Source organism: Flavobacterium sp. CFBP9031 (assembly GCF_034044945.1).
Lineage (GTDB): Bacteria > Bacteroidota > Bacteroidia > Flavobacteriales > Flavobacteriaceae > Flavobacterium.
The window spans coordinates 272008-294185 of sequence record NZ_JAXCWF010000002.1; the positions used below are offsets into that span (position 1 = coordinate 272008).

General features: G+C 33.1%; 14 protein-coding genes and 1 pseudogene. 11 read left to right on the forward strand and 4 right to left on the reverse strand.

Annotated features, from left to right (window positions below; translation table 11 throughout):
* Nucleotides 1-222: 222 nt before the first annotated feature.
* The 3 genes from SOM12_RS04720 to SOM12_RS04730 all read right to left on the reverse strand — a co-directional run bounded on the left by SOM12_RS04720 (nucleotide 223) and on the right by SOM12_RS04730 (nucleotide 1845).
* On the reverse strand, nucleotides 223-507 hold the full coding sequence (locus SOM12_RS04720) for a hypothetical protein (RefSeq protein ID WP_320492590.1): 285 nt from the start codon (nucleotides 505-507) through the stop codon (nucleotides 223-225).
* The gene (locus SOM12_RS04725) at nucleotides 507-1496 is read right to left on the reverse strand and encodes a hypothetical protein (RefSeq protein WP_320492591.1); all 990 of its coding nucleotides are present in this window, start codon (nucleotides 1494-1496) and stop codon (nucleotides 507-509) included. The genes SOM12_RS04720 and SOM12_RS04725 overlap by 1 nt, the downstream gene beginning before the upstream one ends.
* A gap of 61 nt (nucleotides 1497-1557) precedes the next feature.
* Nucleotides 1558-1845, reverse strand: coding sequence for a hypothetical protein (locus SOM12_RS04730; protein ID WP_320492592.1), 288 nt, complete (start codon nucleotides 1843-1845; stop codon nucleotides 1558-1560).
* A gap of 154 nt (nucleotides 1846-1999) precedes the next feature.
* Here SOM12_RS04730 and SOM12_RS04735 point away from each other — a divergent pair, with 154 nt between their 5' ends.
* From SOM12_RS04735 to SOM12_RS04750, 4 genes and pseudogenes are all read left to right on the forward strand, one after another.
* On the forward strand, nucleotides 2000-2278 hold the full coding sequence (locus SOM12_RS04735; RefSeq protein WP_320492593.1) for a PcfJ domain-containing protein: 279 nt from the start codon (nucleotides 2000-2002) through the stop codon (nucleotides 2276-2278).
* 224 nt (nucleotides 2279-2502) lie between these two features.
* A pseudogene (locus SOM12_RS04740) lies at nucleotides 2503-2973 on the forward strand (JAB domain-containing protein).
* Between the two features lie 239 nt (nucleotides 2974-3212).
* Nucleotides 3213-4145: a DUF1837 domain-containing protein gene (locus tag SOM12_RS04745; RefSeq protein WP_320492594.1), complete on the forward strand. Its 933-nt coding sequence runs from the start codon at nucleotides 3213-3215 to the stop codon at nucleotides 4143-4145.
* The gene (locus tag SOM12_RS04750) at nucleotides 4142-6721 is read left to right on the forward strand and encodes a DEAD/DEAH box helicase (protein ID WP_320492595.1); all 2580 of its coding nucleotides are present in this window, start codon (nucleotides 4142-4144) and stop codon (nucleotides 6719-6721) included. Before SOM12_RS04745 ends, SOM12_RS04750 begins: the two co-directional genes overlap by 4 nt.
* 135 nt (nucleotides 6722-6856) lie before the next feature.
* On the opposite strand, the gene SOM12_RS04755 is transcribed toward SOM12_RS04750, so the two are convergent.
* Nucleotides 6857-10780: a hypothetical protein gene (locus SOM12_RS04755; protein WP_320492596.1), complete on the reverse strand. Its 3924-nt coding sequence runs from the start codon at nucleotides 10778-10780 to the stop codon at nucleotides 6857-6859.
* Between the two features lie 322 nt (nucleotides 10781-11102).
* Here SOM12_RS04755 and SOM12_RS04760 point away from each other — a divergent pair, with 322 nt between their 5' ends.
* From SOM12_RS04760 to corA, 7 genes are all read left to right on the forward strand, one after another.
* Nucleotides 11103-13103 carry an ATP-dependent nuclease gene (locus tag SOM12_RS04760; RefSeq protein ID WP_320492597.1) on the forward strand — a complete coding sequence of 667 codons (2001 nt, stop codon included), beginning with the start codon at nucleotides 11103-11105 and terminating at the stop codon, nucleotides 13101-13103.
* A 6-nt stretch (nucleotides 13104-13109) separates the two neighbouring features.
* Complete coding sequence (locus tag SOM12_RS04765) at nucleotides 13110-14960, forward strand: ATP-dependent helicase (RefSeq protein ID WP_320492598.1); 1851 nt, start codon at nucleotides 13110-13112, stop codon at nucleotides 14958-14960.
* Nucleotides 14961-15064: 104 nt separating this feature from the next.
* Nucleotides 15065-15862 (forward strand): hypothetical protein, encoded by a 798-nt coding sequence (locus SOM12_RS04770; RefSeq protein ID WP_320492599.1) that lies wholly within the window; start codon nucleotides 15065-15067, stop codon nucleotides 15860-15862.
* Nucleotides 15863-15932: 70 nt separating this feature from the next.
* Nucleotides 15933-17609 carry a hypothetical protein gene (locus SOM12_RS04775; protein ID WP_320492600.1) on the forward strand — a complete coding sequence of 559 codons (1677 nt, stop codon included), beginning with the start codon at nucleotides 15933-15935 and terminating at the stop codon, nucleotides 17607-17609.
* Nucleotides 17610-17857: 248 nt separating this feature from the next.
* Complete coding sequence (locus SOM12_RS04780) at nucleotides 17858-19702, forward strand: caspase family protein (RefSeq protein WP_320492601.1); 1845 nt, start codon at nucleotides 17858-17860, stop codon at nucleotides 19700-19702.
* 1 nt (nucleotide 19703) lies between these two features.
* A complete protein-coding gene (locus SOM12_RS04785; RefSeq protein ID WP_320492602.1) occupies nucleotides 19704-20582 on the forward strand; it encodes a hypothetical protein in 879 nt (292 codons plus the stop codon).
* A gap of 507 nt (nucleotides 20583-21089) precedes the next feature.
* Entirely contained in the window at nucleotides 21090-22163 is a 1074-nt protein-coding gene (gene corA, locus SOM12_RS04790; RefSeq protein WP_320492603.1) for a magnesium/cobalt transporter CorA, read from the forward strand.
* The last annotated feature ends 15 nt before the right edge of the window (nucleotides 22164-22178 follow it).

The following is a 22178-nucleotide window of genomic DNA, read 5'->3' on the forward strand; positions in this document are numbered from 1 at the left end:
AAGCGAACTGGCGAAGCAATCGGGGCTGGACTGATGCATTGAATATCTGCTTTAGTATTATTTTAAGGAAAGATAATAAAAGAAAAAATGATTCAAAGTTAGTTCATTTAATATTTTAAACGAAAAAAAGGCACCAATTGTCTTCAATTGAGGCCTTTTGGCTTTGGCGACCCTTATTCCACTAATTAAATTTTTACGGCGTAAAAAGTAACCGCTACGCTTTTAAACAAGAAAATAAATAACACTTTTCTGGTTTCTGTTTTTTTTTGGGACGTAGTTTATATAACCGTATTCATTTAAATCCTTTATGCACCTGTGATACGTAACAGGACCGGTTATCTTGGCTATTTTCATAATTTCATGCCTGTAGGCTTTGATAGGATTGATGTTGCCTTGATTTGCTCTGAATTGAAGCAGTGCCGCAAAAATTCCAATATGGGTAATGCTGATGCGCTGGTCTTTTTCTATTGATCTAAAGAATTCAGTTAAAGGGTTTAATTGTTCCATCACTGCTGTATTTTAGATTTTATTCCTTTTTGGACAGATTGCTTCGGAAATGCTGCTGCCTGGTTTTTTGATGAAGCTGTCTGGATTTTACGAAAATGCCGGTCATAGATATTCAATGTTCTAAACTGCGGATTGGCCTCTATATAAATCTGATTTTCTCGTCCATTTTTAACCAGCACAGCAGATACGCTGTCACCCTGTCTTAAAGCATGTTTTAGTTTCTCCATTTCATATGTATTAGATATCTCTTTTAAAGGAATGGCCTTTAAAGTCTTTTCTAAATCATAAGCATATTCATTTCGAAATTCTTTTAAGTGATAACTGCCCGAAGCGTCTTGATCATTAAAGTCGAGCTGAAACCATGATTGGTTATGCTCTACAGAACGGCCTGACAATAAATTATAAGCTTCATTCAGCTTAAAATTGTTTTCCAGCGCATTTTTAAAATAATATTCCCTGCTGTCTTCTGGTCTAGAATTATTCTGCAGGCTGCTTTTAAATCCATCAAGTTCAAAATGCCCTTCAGCATTTTTTGAAAAGGAAAGGGTATGAGTGATCTTTTCTTTTTCATTAAGGCAGTAGGATAGTGGAATGGTGAAATTTTCCTGTTCCTTGTCAATAAGATTTTTTAATTTTTCGGATAAATCAGGAAAGCCGATACGCTGCACTTCCTCGTTAAGCGAATTGAAGTTTCTTTCGTCTTTTTTTGCCTCACTGCGGAGTGAAAGATGATTTTGCGTGCTGGTGATTATTTTCCTCAGGATACGTGAAATGAGACTTGGATATAATTGTTTTGACATCCTTTGGATTTCCATTTTAAGGATTCGAAGCATATGCTGCTCCTCAATATTTTTTGAAGATCTGTATTTCGTTCTGATTCTCTCGAACTGCCGCAGTTTCTCAGCCAATAAAGATCTGTTTTCTGCCGGAGTAATTGAAAAGAGCGTACCCAAACGCTCCTCTCTTGCTTTCCATTGGCTGAATTCCATTTCTACTCTATTTACGGGAAACTGCGGGTTCATCATCTAAACTTTAATAATTTTAAAATCTCTAAACCGAATTAGACTGCTGTCTTCTTTTTTTTGGTTTGTTCGCCGAAGGGGTTTCACTGTTCTCGTCAGCATTCTCCGACTGTTTTTTGTCTGATTGTTTTTCAGATGTTTTTTCTCCTTCTGATTTTTTCTCTTCCTTGCTTTCTCGATGATTGATGCGCTGGAGGTTTCCATCATATACATTAAGAGTCTTAAACTGAGGATTTGCTTCCACGAACATTTTGCTTTCAACGCCGCTGACAACAAAAGTCACAGACTGAAGATTTCCTTTTTTAAGGGAGTTCATAAGGTCTTGCTTATATTGCGGCGTAATGAGTTCTTTTATGGAATGTTTCTCAAGACTGGCTTCCAGATCATAGCCGTAATTCTGATGGTAATGGTTAATCTTAAAATTTCCGGAATTGTCTGTCTGTTTAAAATCGAATTTTAACCTGGAAAGCGTGCATGATTTTCTTGAACAGGGCGATATGCTCCGCCACTGCGTATTTACCAACGAATACTACAAGAAGAAAAACTCCCTTATCCTTTCGGCTAGATTTGAGAACAAGCCTGTGGAGACCATAGAGGTGGCGCTTCCCTCGCTTGAAGTTCTGCAGTGCAGGGGAGACAAAAACAGGGTTTCCCCGCATCATAAGCAGATTTTAAAGTTGCTGCATCAGAACCTCTATCAGATTAAAAAGCGCATGAAAAACAAAAAAGAAGAAAGAGCCGAAATTTAGTTTTGGCTTTTTTTATGGAATTCCGCGGCGCAGACACTTGAAAGGGATATTGTTTCAGGGTTCAGGCTTAATTCCGAAACAAAGTTCGGGAAGGAAAGGCGGTTCGCAGAAAAAAAATCCCCCATAAATGCAGGCGGAAAAGCCTGCTTTATTGCGTTGCTTTTTTCGCTTGCTTTCTCATTCCCGGTTCAGGTTCCATTATTAATCTTTAAACTTAAGAAATCATGGAAACTTCAAAAACACTTCAGAACTGGAATCAGGTGGCAGAAATCCAGCTTATCTACAAAGCAAAAGTGAAAGCATCAGACAGACCTTATATCAGTTCCTCCAAAACAGTTTATCAGCTGGCGCTCCAGTTCTGGAATGCAGATACAATCGAATTTTTTGAGGAGTTTAAGATCCTGCTTTTGAACCAGTCCAATAAGGTATTGGGCATGTACGAAGTATCATCGGGAGGAATTGCAGGCACTTCAGTTGACCTCAGACTGATTTTTGCAGCGGCGCTTAAAGCAAATGCCGCATAACTGATTATGATCCACAACCATCCATCAGGACAGGTTAAACCATCAGAGGCGGATAAACAGATAACCAGAAAAGTCAGAGAAGCAGGCAGTGTTCTAGATATCAAATTGTTAGATCATCTTATCATTACTCCTGAAACCTACTATTCTTTTGCAAATGAAGGAGCTTTTTAGCTCCGTTATTTAATAAACTCAAGTCTGCTTTTTTTATTAACAGAATGTACCACAAAAAAAATTAACAAATAATACTGCAAATGTTTATTTATAGCATTTTTTTTGTACAATTGATAATTCAAATTTATTAAGACTAGTATTATTTTTTTTGTATAATTGTATTGTAGATTTTTCTTAATGAAAGTTTTACTTCAAAACAATAAATATTTTTTGTTTAATCTTCTAATAAAATATATCTGATGAGTTTAAAAACTGATATTAGAAAAGATTTTCTCGATTTATTCTACTCAGATATAAAGGATCAGGAGTTGGAAAATTCAAATAAATTAAATTTATTTACTCTTCGCGTTACTAATAACCAATTTGTTTACAATGAACTGATTGATTTATTAGCCGACCAGTTGCACTACTTTGCCTTATCTAGAACAGAGGTAAAGAAATTAGTTGATGAAGGAAAATTTAGGACGCTTACTGATAAAGCAAGAGGTCTTCTTAGAAACCATTTAGAAATCAAAAAAAATCCTTCATCCACAACAAAAGAAACTGAAGGAGGTGAACTGGGGGAAATATTACTTTATTGCCTATTAGAATCTCATTTAAATGCTCCAAAAATTTTAACGAAACTTGAACTAAAAACCTCAAATCAAATGTTTGTTAATGGTGCAGACGGAGTTCATTTGCTGAAATTAAACGATAAGGATTATCAGTTGATTTTTGGAGAATCAAAGCTACATTCGGATTTACAACAAGGCATTTATAAAGCATTTGAATCCATTGGTAAATTACTTTCCCAAAAAGGAGCAAAAAAAGACTTTGAAATTGAACTAGTAAGCAGCCAACTGGTAAAGGAAGCTTACGATGAGAATAGCTATGATCTCTTAAAAAAAATTATTATACCAAGTGCAAGTACAGACGAAACAAATATTGACCATTCATTTGGAATCTTTTTAGGATTTAATATTGACATTGATGCCGACGAAAAAAAGATGCCCAATCATGAATTTCGCGAAAAGATCAGAACTAAAATTACTGCTCAGGTTAATTCATTATTAACCTCAATAAATTATCAAATAAAAAAAGCAGAATTCACAGGATATAATTTTTATATTTATGTTATTCCATTTTCTGATTTGGAGAAGACTAGACAGGACATAATAAAGGAATTATTATGAGCCAATTAAAAATCATAGATAAATTAACCGAGGACATACTGCATGATGAATATTTTAAAATTTTATTCGATAAATGTTCTTTGATAAATGCTGAACAAGCTATAAATAAAGAGATAAAAAGTATTCTTTCAAATAAAGAATTGAAGGATTCATTGAGATTTGCAGATATTCTTTCAAATTCATTAGATTCAGCGGCAAGAAACAGATCTTACCAGATTGTTACATTTCTTAATTATAATTATTGTGATAATGAAATATATAGAACAATGTCAAAAGCTATATATTCCAAATTGGGTAATTTTCCCGCAGTAAGATATCTGGAAAACTTAAATTCGAATCGTTCTTTAATACCATTTGACCGGATGATTGAAGTGGAAGCAAAAAAGATAATCCAGCATGTTCCGGACTCCGAGAATCAGGTTTTTACTGATTCTCAATATTTATTGTTTAAGAATTTAAGTTCAAGCCTGAGATATAGCTTTTCTGGTCCTACTTCAATGGGAAAATCATTTATAATAAAAGCTTTTATTAGAAAAGTTATAAAAAATATTCCTCCTGAAAATTTAGTTGTACTGGTTCCTACAAGAGCTCTAATTAATCAGTTTACAATAGATTTAAAAGGAGAATTACAAAGCATACTTGAACGCTATAATTATAAAATTGCAACCAATTCCAATATTAGCGATCTACTGACAGAGGAAGTTCATAACTATATTCTCATCTTGACGCCAGAAAGATTAATCAGTTATTTGTCGCAAAAGAACAATCCTCCAATAGGTTTTTTATTCGTAGATGAGGCTCATAAACTCGCACAGGAAAAGGATTCAAGAAGCATAACCACTTATTCTGCTATTGAACGAACGTTGAGTAAATACGGTAAAAATGTTAAGTTGTATTTCTCCTCGCCCAATGTTTCGAATCCGGAGGTTTTTTTGAATTTGTTTGACAGCCAGACTAGTGATAATTATTTTCAAACAGATGAATCGCCTGTTTCTCAAAATTTATACTTTATCGACATAGTAAACGAAACTGTAGAGCTAATTGAGAAAAATGATTTCAAAAAAATTGAGACAGAAAATTTTAATGAAAAATTTTCCACGATCAGTAGAGTGATAGATTATTTGGGGGAGAATTCTAATAATCTAATTTATAATAACAGCAAACCAAAAACCATAAATGGAGCGGTTGATTTTGTAAAAAATAGAGATCACAAAAAAATAGAAATCACAACTGCCATTGCCAACGCCTCAAAACAAATTAGGGATTACATCCATAAAGATTATTTCTTGGCTGACTTAATAGAAAATAGGGTTGCTTACCATCATGGAAAACTTCCGCAATTATTGAGAAATCTTGTAGAGGATTTATATAAGAGCGAGGAAATCAGGAATGTATTCTGCACATCGACATTATTGGAGGGAGTCAATATGCCGACTAAAAACTTATTTATCCTAAATAATAAAAATGGTTTAGGAAAATTGGAGGAAATTGATTTTTGGAATCTTACTGGCCGGGCGGGTAGGTTAAATAAAGAATTATTTGGAAATATCTACTGCATTAAACATGAGGATTGTACATGGGAAAATAAAAGTACTATATTGCTCAAAAAGCCCATTACCTTAAAGCCTACAATTTTGACCAAAATTGACAAGAATCTGCAGAAAATAGAAAAAATTTTATTAAACAAAAATATCAGTGGCACCGAAACTGAAAAAGAAATTCTAGATTACATAGCAAACATAATATGTATCGATACTTTAGAAATCAGGTCTTCATACAAAAGCCCAGTCATTGAAAAACTTATAGAGAAAAACAAACAGAAGATAATTGACATAGCGAAAAGCATTACAAAGGATATAACTATACCCAGAGAAATTCTTAATGCCAACCAGTCAATAAAAATTAGCAAGCAGCAAAAAATTTTTAATGTTTTAAAGGGAAGACATTTAAAAAAGCAGGATATAAGACTTCCAAATGCAGATATTTCCTATGCTGTCTGTCTGCAGATTTTGGAAAGTATGTATGATTTATATGAGTGGGATAAAGCTGAAAAAAAGCTTTCAAATAAGAATAGTATGAAATACTATGCTGTTATAATGAACCAGTGGATGAACGGAATAACTTTAAATCAAATTATAGTTCAATCTCTTAACTGGCATGATGAAAAATCCTTGCAGATACAAGTTGATTACAATGAGTTTGCAGTATTTGAGAAGAATAATTTAAATCATGTTAACATTGTTATTGAAAAAATTATTGATGATATAGAATACGTCTTAAGATTTTTGTTTGAGAAATATTTTAATCATTACTATCAAATAGTAATAAACTTGTTAGGTGAAGAGAATTCAGGAGAAAATTGGGCAACCCTTTTAGAATATGGTACTCAAAATAGAATTGTTATCGCATTACAAAATATGGGATTATCAAGACATACGGCAATGACTATCTATAATAAATGCAGATATGCGCTTACTATTCAAGATTCAAAGCTTGTATCAATCAACAAAAGTGAAATACTTAAAAATTATAAAGAATCATCCATAGAGTATCATGAAATAACTACCATGCTGTAATATTTAAGTTAAATAAAATACCCGAAATATATTATTATCGCTAACGCATAAATTGCTATAATTCAAAGTTAAAGAGTCCGATGTTGGAAAGTATGCGATGGTTGGCAATGGCGTTCGCAATGTTTCTTTCTATTGTTAAATTTGCGGTTGGTTTATTTCCTGCTGCGCGGCTTCAATAATCTTAGAAATAATATCCTGATCTGACCATAGCTTTTTTGAATTACAGTTTTCATAATACCAATTTATAAAGCTATTGTTTATATTGCTTTCAGGAATTAATTTAATGTTTTTTTCGACTATTTCAAGATGTTTGTGTTCTAGTTCTTCAAGCCATTCCTTATCAAATATTTCATCACTGCTTAAGATTGATCTTGCCTGTGATAACTTCCATACTTCTAATAAAATTCTGTATTTGAGGTCTGCCGTAGACTCCGTCGCCTGTTCTCTTATTTCGACATTCAAAAGATCAGCATGCTCATGATCCGGAATTATAGGTAAAGGGAGGTTTAAATTTAAATCTTCGAATTTAGTGTCATCAAAATCATTTAAAATTTCAAAAAGTTCCTTTTTGAATCTAAATCCGCTTACAGCTATGTTGTTCTGGATTGATAATATTGAGAAAAAATAGGCTGGGTAATCAGCTAAGGTGCGAAGTGAATATGCGAGTAAAAAAATGTTGTTTTCTTTTGTGAAGTCAAAATCTTTGATGCCTATCACTACAGTAGGAACATTTTCCATTTTGTTGATTCTTTTGGGCATTATAAAATCATAGCCGATTTCCTGAGATGCTGCTTCCAAAATTTGTTTGAGCTGGGACATTTCACTGGTAATAAATTCAGTATACCAATTCTCGATAGCCAGGCGCCCGACTTTCACAGGAATCTGGGTACTGAATGGAAAATGATTCATCAAGTAAGTAATGCTTTTGTAAAGTCGCTCATATATAATATTTTCATCTTTATCTACTAATGAGGAATCAAAATGCATTGCAGTGAGTTTTTCGATATCGTGAAAAGCAGTCTGCATTTCTTTTAGCTTAAGGAAAATGGACTTGAAATTGTTTGATGCTACATATTGGTCATTTTCTCCCTGTGGATTAAATAAGTTTGTAAATTGGGAATTTGAATTCCTAATTACGCCAAACCATGAATTGATTAATTGTTCAGCCTTCTTTAGATCGGCTTTATCAGGCATAGTATTGGCATATTTTGGATACGGTTTAACAGGAGTCATTGACTCGCTTAGTTTAGCGCTGGCTAGCACATAGATTTCTGTTTCCTTATCTCTTTTTGCCTTATTCCCTTCAAAAGAAGAGTCAATAATCCTCAAGACACTTTTACACCAGTCAATAGCTGCAGTTCGTATTTGCAGATTATTTTTCTGCCATTCAAAAGCTGAATTTTCATAATAATTTCTGCTTATAGTTTCTATCCATATGTTAGAATATGAAGCTTCAGATGAATCCGGAACGATTTCTGGACTGATGCTTTTAGTTGCATCACTTCTAGTTACTCTGATGATTTCTTCTGTTGGAAAAGGCAGTATAATGGGGTGGGTATTATATTTTAAATAATAAGGAAGAAAATTATAAACATATTCAATCCTATTCATGCTTTGATTGACCGTTGTTTTTGATGATTCACCATCCCATATGTAATGTATGTCAATATGGTTACCATTTTCTTCAATTCTTAAGGATTCGGTGTTTTTTCTAAGAAAGTTTATAATAATTTGTTTGTTCTCCAAAACATAATTTTCATACAATGGAGGATTTGATATAAAGGCATATTGAAAAAGTCCTACTGCTTCTTCGATTGAAAGATTTTTTAAGTTTTCGGATAAGAAATTTGTGTCAAAGGGAATAGTTAGTTTCAGATCAAGCTTTATAAACCATTTTGCTAGATGGCCTAGTCCCAGATATGAAGGTTTGAAGGAATTAGAGCTATTGATTTTGTTTATTAATGCAGCGGCGAGATAATTTATATCACCTCCCTTAAAATCATATTTCGATAAATTTTTCAAAAGATCTCGTTGTCGGGTCATGTTTTCAGTAAACTGGCTTGGCATTACTTTTAAAAGCTCATCATAGGTGTTGATCTGTTTGCCAGGTATTGTATGCATTACAAACAAATCCAAGGCTCCAATTTTGAATGCCTCATCAAACTGCTGCTGATTTTCGAGCCAGTATTTTTGAGGTTCAATATGAGAAACACCATTAAGGGCATATACCATATCCATATATGTTCCATGGCTTAGAATTTCTGATATACTGTTATAAAACTCGAAAGATTCTTCTTTTTTGATTAAAAGCGCGGCAGTCTGAAAGAAATTCTGCTTCTCGGAATCTTGTAGTAATTGATAAAGATTAATAAAAGTATCTGAAATAGCCAGCGTAATGTGCAATAGCTGCAGCAGATGAGAAGAACGGACTGGATGCAGTCCTTCAATATTTTTGCTGTCAAAATTAAGAAAATATTCGTTTTGCAGTTCTTGAAGCACTTCTCCGCGGTCCTGATTAGCAAATGATACAGATTTTTCAATATAGGAGACAAGGGTTTTGGTTTCTATTTTTAAACCAAGACAATCTGCAGCCGAGACGATTCTAAGAATTTCCGTTTTGGCAGCTGGACTTCTATCATCTTTTAATTTTTTAATCTGTGATTCAAGGCGTTGGCTGATCATTTCACCACGTGTCAGCAAGTAAGTGTATTCAATCAGCAGACCTTTATCTAAAACCTGTTCCCAGACAGGCTGCCATTCTTTAATTTCCGGATGCAGTTTTCCTTTTTGTTTGAATTGCTTGAAGATATCCTCAGCTTCTTCTTTTCCAATACTGATATCTACCGGCTGCATGCTGATAGAGGAAATGTCACCCCCATATCTTATCCAATCTTCGTATCTGGAAGTGATGATATATTTAACCGGCAGCATTGATGTACGCTGCACCAGTTTCTGCCAGTTATCCACCGTTGCATCTAGGCCATCAATAATCACAACTGGGAATTCACCGATCAAAACACGTGAATGAAGGAATTCCATTATTGAATTAGCCTGTTCCCAGCTATTTGCAATATGAAGCTGGTAAATATTACGTTTTTCTCTCAGGGTATATCCGGTCTGCCAGGCGAGGGTAGATTTTCCCTGCCCACTCGATGACCTGATAAGGACGACATCATTAGTTTTGACAGCCTGGATTATTTCTTTTTCCCACAATTTTCTTCGCGCTGGAAGCCCGTTTGAAATATGATAAGGCTTGGCAGCTTTACCATCATAATAATTTAAAAGACTGGTAGGAGATTCATTAGAATAATTTATCTGCTCTATCCAGTTGTTTTTTACAGCTTCATTTTTTACAGCCTTGGAATAGGAGTCTCTGACATCTTCAAAAACTGCACGAACATTTTGATGGCTGATTGTTGCTCGTTCCTTAGACCATTGTAAAATATTGTTGACTAATGCATTTATAAATTGTTTTTCTGTACCGATGTTGACGCCCCAAAATTTAATTAAAAGCTGTGTAATGCTTTTTGTAATTTCATCAAATGAGATTCTTTCATATGATATCCTGCTTAAAAAGTCCTCAATATCAAAGGCAGGTTTATAGTAACTGGTTATTTTTGTTTTCCAATGTTCCATTGAATTTGATGTAAGCCTATTTTCAAACAGTTGTTTTAAAGCGCCGTCCGATACTTGGAAATTATGAATCAGTCTAAAGGTGCTTGAGCTATCTCCTAAATAAACCTGCAGGAAGTTCTGAAGAACATTCCAGTTCCAAAAGTCACCTGCATTTATTTTGTTATCAGACGATTTTAATTGGATGAACTCACATGAGTTTGTGGTCAAGGAAGTTTGTATTGAGTCTATATCTTCAATTCCTTCAAGTGTTATTTTTTCGTTACCTGCCGGTTCATTTAGTTTTTCAAGAATTAGTTGGCAGGAATACAAAACCTGGTAATGAATTCCTCTAAAGTTAACCGCTCCACCGTTTCTTTTTTTTAGAAGTGTATTTAAATCCTCTATGATATCTAATGTTTTTATTTTTTTGTTGGGAGATTGCATATAGATTAATTAAAATTTAAAGGATTAGTTAACTATAGATATTAAATAGTAGCTGATATTGCTCATAAAACTAACTAAATAAAAATACTCACAAAATTTATTTTAAAAACACGTATTTATACGGGCATTTTAGTAGATGGACGTTATATATATTTATAAGCAATGAAACTTCAAGCTAATATCATTTACAGTAAATTAAATTTATTACTATAGTATCTATGGCAATTTACATAATATAAATAGATGCTAATTACGGTTTTCCGTAAAGAAAAAATATAAAAAAAAAGGATATTTGATTTGTACTAATAAAAGATTATTTGAAATGAAAATAAGTGCGTTAAAGATTAAAGGTTTTAGATCTTTTGGACCGGAAGAAATATATATTCCAATCAATGAAAAATTGGTTGGATTCATTGGCCTTAATAGCGCAGGTAAGACTGCATCGCTTGAGGCATTGAAAAAAATGTTTGGTCATTCTTTAGCAGATAGAGAGATTTTCCGCCAAGATTTTCATATCGGAAAAGAGGAGCAGGCTGATGAAATCGAAGAAAGAATTCTTTCAATTGAAGTTAGAATTGATTTTGTTGAGGATGATATGGAAGCAATTCCTCATTTCTTTACCGATATGGTCGTTGATGATCAAGGCGATATCCCTTATATACGTTTAAGATTAGAAGCAATCTGGAGAAAATCTGATTTTGAACCTGAAGGAGAAATAGAAAGTAAAACTTACTATATAAAAGTAGGAGAAGATACTCCAGAAAAAGAGGATGACAAACAAATTTTCCCAAATCACTTAAGAAAATTAATACAAGTATTGTATGTTCCCGCAATTAGAAAACCAGCAGAACAACTAAAATATGCTTCGGGAAGTATTTTATATCGCGTTTTAAAAAAAATTAAATGGGATGACGCTTTTAAAACTGAATTTGATAGGAAGATAAAAGAGATAAACAATGATTTTAAAGGGCTGAATGAATTTAGCACCGTTCAAAATTCTATAACAGACTTGTGGCAGCAGTTTCATAAAGATATCCGCTATCAAGATTCTACACTTAGTTTTGCAGGTACCGATTTTGACTCGATTCTTAAAAAGTTAGAAATATCCTTCAGTCCGACAGGCACTCATAAATCGTACAAGATAGATGAATTAGGGGAGGGGTACCGGTCGCTTTTTTATTTGACGCTTGTTTGTGCATTGCTGGAGATAGAAGAAAAGCTAGCAGAAAATGAAGCAGACGAAAATATTGGAATAAATCGTCCATTGCTTACAATTTTAGCTATTGAAGAGCCAGAAAACCATATAGCTCCACAATTATTAGGAAGAGTAATAAAAATACTAAAAACAATAGCAGATAAAGAAAATTCTCAGGTTTTATTGTCCTCGCATACTCCCGCAATTGTGAAGAGACTTGATCCGGAAAGTATTCTCCATTTTAGAATAACTGAAGAGTACGAGACAGAAGTTAATCAAATACTGCTTCCTGATAAAAAAGATGAAGAATATAAATATGTAAAAGAGGCAGTGCATAATTATCCTGAACTCTATTTTGCTAAATTAGTTGTTATTGGGGAAGGAGACAGCGAGGAAGTTATTTTTAACCGTCTTATGGAGGTCATGGAACTTGATTTTGATGATAATATTATCACTTTTGCTCCTCTTGGACATCGTTTTGTCAATCATATATGGAAGTTATTAGAAACACTTCATATACCTTATGTAACACTTTTAGATTTAGATTTAGAACGTGAAGGAGGTGGTTGGGGAAGAATAAAGTATGCTCTAAAACAATTGATTGATAAAGGTTCTAGCAAGAAGATTTTATTAAAGCTCCGAGAGAATCAATATTTAACAGATGATGAACTTGAAAATATGCATCTTCGAGATTTAAAAAAATACAATAAGCAGGCTTTAGAAAATTGGATAAGAGTAAAATTAAATAAAAGGAATATTTTTTATTCTGCTCCCTTAGATTTAGATTTTCTGATGCTTAGCCATTATCCAGATTATTATAAAAATGCAATTCCTGAAAACGGAGGACCGCAAATTCCTGACGAAAAAAAGCAGAATGTAAAATTTAATGAAAAATTGATTGCGTCAGTTCGTGCGACCTTAAAATCTGAAAATGCTCAGGGAGAATCGTATAATGAAGATGAAAAAAAGTTAATGATCTGGTACAATTACCATTTTTTGGGCAGAGGAAAGCCAACAACACACATTAAAGTTTTATCCTCCATGACTGATGATGCGATAAGAGAAAATTTACCTGAGGTCTTCACACAAATTTTTGATCGCATATCATCAATTTTAAAAAAGGATTGACATTTTATGAAGCCTTTACAAACCAATTGCTGGAATCCTGTAGACGGGATGAATTTAGAAGAAAATGCACTTCTGGTAGCCAAAAAAAGTAAAAACTATCTCGTGGTAGCAGGGCCAGGCGCAGGAAAAACAGAGCTTCTGGCGCAGCGTGCCTGTTTTCTTTTACAGACTAACACTTGCAGGTTTCCACATAAGATCTTAGCAATAAGTTTTAAAAAGGATGCGGCTTATAATCTAAAGGAACGTGTGATAAAGCGCTGTGCTGATGAGCTTTCTAAACGGTTTGATTCTTATACGTTTGATTCATTTGCAAAGCAGCTGTTGGATCGCTTTATTCAAGCTCTTCCAGACGATTTTAAAATTAATCCTGACTATGATATTATTCATGGAGATCAGTTAATATTAGATCTATACGAATCTGAAAACGCTGAATATTGCAACACAACACACAAAAAAACTATCCTCGCATTTCATCACGCGCAACTTCCTTTTTCAAATGATAGTCTCGAGGATGAAATTAGAATGAAGGTATGGAAGAAAATGATCCAGCAATCTAAATTATCATTTGCAATGGTTATGAGGCTTGCGGAGTATATAGTTATTAGCAATAAGAATATTCGAATATTTCTCCAACAAACTTATCATTTTGTTTTTTTGGATGAATTTCAAGATACCACAGAAATTCAATATGATTTCTTCAAGAGCTGTTTCTTAACGAGTAAATCAGTATTCACCGCTGTTGGTGATGACAAACAGCGTATAATGATTTGGGCAGGTGCCAGAAAAACTATATTTGAAGATTTTATTGCAGAAACCGGAGCTACTCGTATTCCGCTTACAATGAATTTTAGATGTGCTCCAAGGCTGGTTACTTTATTAAATCATCTCACGCAAAATCTATTAGGGAAAACAGATTTTGCCACACCCTCCCCGAAATGGAACAATAATCAAGGCGAATGTTTTGTATGGTTCTTCGAAAATCCTGCAGATGAAATGGAAATATTATTTCAAGAAGTGAAAAAATGGATTGAAGAAGATGGTATCGATGCCAGAAATATATGTATACTGGTTAAGCAGCAACTAGGACAGTATGTTGGCGAACTTATTAATTACTTTAACCAATATGGAATAAAGGCGAGGGACGAAAATGTTTTTCAAGATCTTCTTTCTCAAGAACTTCCGATATATATCATTAATACGCTGTATGTCATCTTTCAGAAAAAATCTCAAGGGAGGAAACAAAAAGTATTCACTTTTTTAAGTAACCTTCATACAGAATTAGAGGATGAACAGTTATTGAAATTAGAAATAGCACTTTCAAATTTTATAAAAGCAACAAAAAAAAAATATAAAAAAACTGTTTTTACTGATCAGCATTTTGATTCTTTGATCGATGATATAATTGATTTTGCGGGGCAAGACCGCATCAGGGTATTGTTTCCTCAATATAAGAATCCTGCTGAGTTTACAAGGATTTTAGTTTTATTAAGAGATGAGTTTCTTAAGAATTTTGAAACTGTAAATGATATGGTTTTAGCATTAGATATGCTTATCGGAGAAGATACAATCCCTGTGATGACAATACATAAAAGTAAAGGATTGGAATATCATACAGTTATATTTATTGGATTGGAGGATGGGGCATTCTGGTCCTTCCAACAGCAGGAAGATGAAGATAAATGTGCATTTTTTGTTGCATTATCCAGAGCAAAAGAAAGGGTTGTTTTTACTTTTAGTCAGCAAAGACCCAATAGATTTGGAAATCTTGCAACTCAATATAGAGATAATATTGAAATTTTATTTCAAGAACTTGAAAATTCCGGTGTAGTTGAAATGAGTGAAAAAAAAGTTGATTAAATAATATTTAAGTATATGTCTTGATTGTAAAATCCACTTTATGGATTCAGAATTTGTTTTTAAGTAAAAGTTTCTAATATCATAAAAATAATATTAATTCAGGTATGAAAAAAAAGCATTTAATTCTTTTAACGCAGTTGATGGAAAAGAAAAAAGAAGATTTTAGTTTCGATTCTCCTTATAATATTTTGATACATAGCATCCTTAACAATATCGAATTAAACCAACTTATAGATTACTATCTTAAGATGAAAAATACCGATCTTAAGAATTCTGTGAATTCAAATATTAGCAAACGTCTTATTACAGCAAACGATTCAGAAAAAATCTATTCGAATTTTCATAGTCAATTAGAATGTGCACCTTATATCAGAAGACAAAGGATTAGGAATATATTGTATGAATTACTGCCAACCTTGCCAGATATTTATTATGAAGACTTTTTCAATACATTTTATTATTCCAGATATTCCAATGATAAGAAATCTGCGATTAGCATTTTTCAAAAAGTTTCAGATAAAAGGCATCATGAAATAATTCTAAAAGATTATTTCAAGTCTGGTAACGAAATCTATTTACAAGCTTTAATTGATGATAATGCTTCCGAAATTTTATCCTCAAAAATAGAAGAAATTTGGGATTCTGATCCTAAAAGTTATTTAAAGAGAAGTATAATTTTATTACTGCAAGAAAATTATTTAAACTCTCTTGATTTCCTACGAATTAAAGACTCAAAACATTACCATTTTTTGAAATGTAATATGAGAGTATTCAATATAAAAGAAGTTTTGCGTAGTTTTCAAGATATTCCAGAGAAAGAAAGACATTTTGCTATTTTTAATATGAGTAAAAAAGTAAGCTGGAATACTTTAGAAAAACAAATTTTAATGTACTTGAATTAACTATACTTATCCTTGCAATTCATTTTTCGAGTTGCCATTAATTTATTCTTTAATTTTAGAAAAGCTTTTTATGCCGATTTATTTTACTCCAGAAGAGAAACTTCTAGCATGGTACGATCAGAAAACTATTAAAAAGTATCGTCCTCTAATTTCTGCAGAATTGATTGATCAATTTGGCAAAGGTCCATATAGTGAAAAGGAGATGACAAAGATTTTGTTTTTTACTTTAGAATGGTATCAGAAGCAATTTTTGGAAGTGATAAGTAATGAAACGGAGCTGTCTTTTTATCAGGCACTTTTCCTTTTTCATGAGGTATCATGTGATTTTCAACAGAAAAGACCAAATGTTTCGCCTGTTCAAGAAATGAACAATCAAAAGTTCGCAGTATACCGGAGAGTTTTAAAGCTTTGTTTAGAACAGGGATGCGATTTGAAACTGACAAGCGGGCCGCCGGGCTCTTTTGAATATCTCAAAAGTAAAGAGGATATAATTGATTCGCTACTTTATTTAGGCGATTTTATTTTTGCCTGCTCAAATCTGCTTGCCGAGCAGCACTTGATTGAAGACTGTGTAGACCTTAAATTTACTGGAGATGATCTTTATTATTTTGATCATAAACATCATTATGGTTATTTAATTAAAGAATTGCTAAACACCATAAACGGACATTTAGATTATGCAGTCACAGGAAATAATGATTTTGTTGATTTTAAATCGGCAGTTAATAGGTGTCTAGGAGTTGATTATGACAAGGCAGTTGCGACTATACAGGCAATTCACGAAAATGCAGATGGAGGTAAGTTTATTTTGGACGAATGGTGGATTTTTCCACAAAACCTTGAAAATTTATATGGTATTCCTTATAAAAACGGTGAGCAGTTTTACAAGGGGCTGACATTGTCAAAAGAGAATAAAATGTCGTTGGGAGAAGCAGTGTACAAACCGCATAATATTAACAAGTACTTATATCGCCCTTTCCTTGTTTATAATGTTGAAGGCGTTGATTTGACTTTTGTAGGCGACAAATCTTTTATAGAAAGTGTCATGTCTTTGACTACAAATGCTATTGGTTGGGGTAAATTTCCTGAAGAATGGAATAATGACTGCTTTTCTGCATATGTTAAGAGCAAAGTCTCTGCTAACGATAAAATTCTTGAGGATGAAGCGGACAAAATATTAGATAGCGCAGGAATTATTTTTGACAGAAATATTAAATATCTTAGACGTTGGAATGGACAGCATCTAAATATTGACACTCCGGAATGTGGAGAGATTGATTTTTTGTTTCTACATAATAATAGGGTTTATATAGCTGACAGTAAGCATCAGATAGCACGATATGATATGAATAATTTCAGAAATGACTACGCCTACTTTGAAACTAATAAAAAAGCATACAATAAAACTATTAAGCGAAAAATTGAATTCTTGTCAAATATGGAATCTCAACTTGAAGAACATTTTCAAGTGCTTCAAAATGACAGAAATTTTAAATTAGGATCATTTGAGGTTCAAGGTATTTTTATAGTCAATACGCCTACTTTTATAATGTTTAATAATGCTTATAGAATTTACACGCTAAAAGATTTTTCCGAGTTTATTAATAATACGTTTGTTGACAAGACCTACACAATTTTTATTGAAGATGAAGAATATGATGCACTTTTAGAAGTAAATTACCCTTATTTTAAAAAGCCAAATTATAAGGTTTTTGATGATCAGGATTTAGATGAAGAAGGCGAATAAAAGTTTATGCTGGAGCTTAAAGATAAATTATTTAAAAATTCAAACTAAGACAAATCCGTTTTTTTTTATGTATTTATAAAATTTATAAAAATAAATTTATTGTCAACTGGATTGTCAACTAAAACACGTAGATATACTTGCTGCAATTTTTTATTTTTTTATTTATTTTATTGCCTTAATAATTAGAGCTGAATACAAATGCTTTAATCAGGCAACTTGCTGTTCTGCTTTAGGTTTTTATTATAGTCATGAAACATATAATAAGTATTGGAATAAATAATACCGAAGGATTGCAGCCTCTTCAGGGAGCAGTAAAAGGAGCGGCCGATTTTGCCGATTGGGGTATTTCTCAAGGATACAAAACCACTCTAATAACAGATCAGAGCGGGGACGTTTCCCAGAATCAGATTTTCACAGAGATTAATAAGATCGTTAACGCAAAGAATTGCGAGAAGCTGATCATATTTTTTTCAGGACACGGCATATTGCGGAGCCCCAGTCAGGAAATATGGCTTTTAAATCAAGCTAGAAATAATCCAAATGAATCAGTGAATCTGACTGAATCGATTGAATATGCGAGACTATCAGGTATTCCATATATAGTTTTTATATCTGATGCCTGCCGTGTGCTGCCTCAGGAACTTCAATTCACTGGCAATGGGTCATTAATTTTTCCAATTCGTCCCGATACGGGCCAGGACTGTTTTATAGATCTTCTTTACGCAACCAGACCAGGAAATCCTGCTTCCGAAGTGAGCGTCAGCAAAAGTTCTGAGAAATTTGGACTGTTTACCCAAACTATAGTTGAAGTTTTAAAAGGTGATTACCCAGAACTGATCACACAGGATGCAGGGGTGAGCCTGAATTCATATTATGATGCTGAGAGTTTAACTAGTGACAAAGGATATAAGAAACTTACGGGCGGGTCATGGTTTATAAATACGATAAATAGTGAAGAGTCGATTAAATCATTAGTCAGCGAAAAAGCTAAAGCGATCAGTATTAGCTTAAAACAGACACCTGAGATTAGAATCCAATATCAAAATCCAAAGCCTCACTTGTCAGAATTTGACGATTCTGCCGCTAAAGACATGCTGCTGTCATCTAAAAAGGAAATAAAAATTAAGACTTCTTCAGATAAGATGATAGTCAAAGGCGTGCAGGAAAATCTGAAAACAGGCATGGAAGCACTGAAAATAGAAAATAGAAGCTTTAAATCCATTTTAAATGGTTTTGAATCTATACCCAATTCTATAAATATGTATGAGGTCAAATCAAATTTAATCAAAAATTCAGAAATAATTTTTGATGCAAAGGGTAAACCTGCCTTTGAAACATATACTGGATTTTCCGTTACTGGGGCAAAAGTCAAGGACGTTTTGATTAATTGCAACTTTGACATTGAATATTATAATGGTAGTGCCAATATAAGAATTTACAAAGAAAACAAAACTTTTTCGGCCTTGATTATACTTAGTAATGGACAATCCGTTCCTGTAGCTGTATTATATGGATACATTGGTAACCTTGTTTTTAAGAAAAACAGGCTCCTGACAATAAATTATACGCCAAGCAGAAATACTTTTAAATATGCTTTCTATGAACAGTTTGAAGATAAAATCTCATTTGTAAGAGCCTTTGTAGCTGGGGCTGCAAATGAAGGCTTTGACTATTCTAAAGTTTTTGAAAATGAATTTAATGATCAAAGACTTTTCTTTAGCGATGCAGGGAGCTATTTAAGGCAAGAAAAATCTTTAGACCCTTCCCTCGGACTTTACGCTGTTTATGCCTATATGCAGCAGGGAAAAACAAAAGATATTAAGTCTGTTTACAGATTTATGGAAAGAGAACCTGATAATATGATTTTTGACGTTGCGATGCTTGCCGGTGAACTTGAAAACCATTTATTTAATACAGCGCCTTTTTGTCCAATGATCGCTTTGGGATGGGCCTATAATGGTAAGTTTAAGGATGTTGTACACCAAGGGGTGATGGAAGCATCACAGAGCATACTGCCAAATCTTTGGACTACATTCGATAAAAAGGGAACGGCAATTTTAAAGGAGCTATTTACCATAAACGAAATAAAGTAATATGAAATTAATATTTGTACATGGCCGTGGCCAAGGAACTGAAGATGAACAGAAATTAAAAAAGCAGTGGATTGACACACTCAAAACAGGGCTTGCAAAATCTGGACTAGAGCTTCCAATTGCTGAGTCTGATGTTAAATTTCCGTTTTATGGCAAAATTTTAGACCAGATGATACTTGAATACGGAAAACCGGTCAGAAGTATTGTTAAGAAAGGAGCTAACGGGGAAAATGTGCAGGATGCCCGTTTTGTTCATGATTTTTTAAAAGAAGTATCAGATAATGCTAAAATTACAACCCAGCAGATTGAAATGGAAAACCCAGAGCAAATAACTGATAAGGGACCGTTGAATTGGGGGTGGGTGCAAGCTATTTTGAGAGCTTTAGATGAACATACTTCGTGGGGGGAAGTATCAATAAAAAAGTTCACAAGAGACGTCTTTATATATTTAACGGTTTCAGCTATAAATGAGAAGATTGATGAGATGGTTACAGATGTCTTTGACGATGAACCGTGTGTTGTTGTCGGGCATTCATTAGGATCCATTGTTTGCTATAATGTTTTAAGAGACAGTAATTCCTTTAAAGTATGTAAATTTATAACTGTTGGTTCTCCATTAGGCTTAAAAGCAGTAAAGAATTATTTAAAAACTCCGATTATAATGCCTCAATGTGTTAAGAACGGATGGTATAATGCTTTTGATGATAGAGATGTAGTAGCTCTAAACCCACTGAACGAAGAATATTTTGAAATTGATCCAGCCATCGAAAACAAAAGTGATGTTGAAAATCATACAAAAAACAGACACGGTATAATAGGATATCTAGATGATAAAGAAATTGCCAGACAGATTTATGATGCACTAGTTAACGGATGCTGATAAATTGTAATATTTTATTTTAATATTTTTAAATCCATATGAAGTGATGCTGAAGTCACAAGGCTTTCAAATAAAAAATTTGCAGCATTGTTTGAGTTATTGAAAATTTAGATAATTTATTCGACGTTTTGATTCTGAAATGTACGTGCAAATCAACCTTTAAACCGCTGAATTAATATTTTTTCTTTTTTTTTTACTATTGGTAAGTGTTTTATCTTTAGCGATATATCAAATTTATTTTGTATCATATTTGTACCATACCGTTGTAAAGTATTGATTTATATGGTGTGTTAATTTTGAAGAAGTAAAATAATTCTTTAGTACTAAGTAATTAGTACAAAGTATTAAGATAGAAAACCGAGTCAGAAATGACTCGGTTTTTTTATGGGTATAAATTACTGTAGAGATGCACTGCAGTGCGTCTAAGTCTAGGTTTTCCATAAACTGATAATTGTCATTTCGTGTTCGGATTCTTTTTCGTAATATTACTATTGTAAATTTTCATGGATGAGAAAGATCAAATACAAGAAAGGACGTAAGTTGCAACACATTACTTTAGAGTATACTGGCACCCACAAAGAGCACGAAACAGAAATGCAGCTTTTTGTTTATAATGATAATGATGTTGTTGAATATGATAAGTTTACAGTTCTTGCCCTTAATTCTTGTTTTGATTATACTAAAAACAATTGGCTCAATATTCATGGTTTAAACGATATTAATCTGATAAAAACTATTGGAGCGCATTTTAAACTTGACGATTTTCTTTTAGCCGATATTTTAAATACAACCAAAAGAACCAAGTTAGAAGAACAGCAAAATGTTTTATTCTTTAATATAAAATCGCTTTTGCCCTCTGAATATTCCGATAATATTAGTGTGGAACAAATCAGTTTTATTCTGAAAGAAGGCATTCTAATTTCTTTTCAAGAAAAAAGAAGCGATTTCTTTACCCATATTCGTGAGCGTTTGCGTACCCATGCAGGAATTGTTAGAACCAAAAAGGTAGATTATCTCTTGTATTTGCTTTTAGACGCTGTAATGGAGAATTTCTATATCACATTGGAAGACGAAGAAGATAAAATTGAAGAATTAATCAATTTGACCAAAAAAGAAGCGAAACCCGTTATTTTAGAGAAAATTGAAAATCACCGTGATAATTTAAATTTCTTAAAACGCTCCATTATACCGCTTCGGGATTCTTTGTTTTATCTAAAAACGATTAAAGATGATGATGAATCAAACGGTTTAATTCAAAAAGAAACATTTAATTTCTTTATTAGGCTTCATCAAAAAAGTCTAGAGCTTTTAGAGCAGATAGAATCTGACATGAGCGCATTGGAAAGTGCCTCAAACTTTTATTTCTCGGAACAAAGCCGAAAAATGAACGAAATCATGAAAACGCTGACGATTATTTCAGCAATCTTTATTCCGCTTACTTTTATAGTTGGAGTGTACGGAATGAACTTTGAAAACATGCCAGAACTTAAAACCCAAAATGGCTATTTTGTTGTCATGGGGATTATGTTCTTGCTCGTAGTCGCCCTGATCATTTATTTCAAAAAAAGACGCTGGTTTTAACATTTGTTACAATCC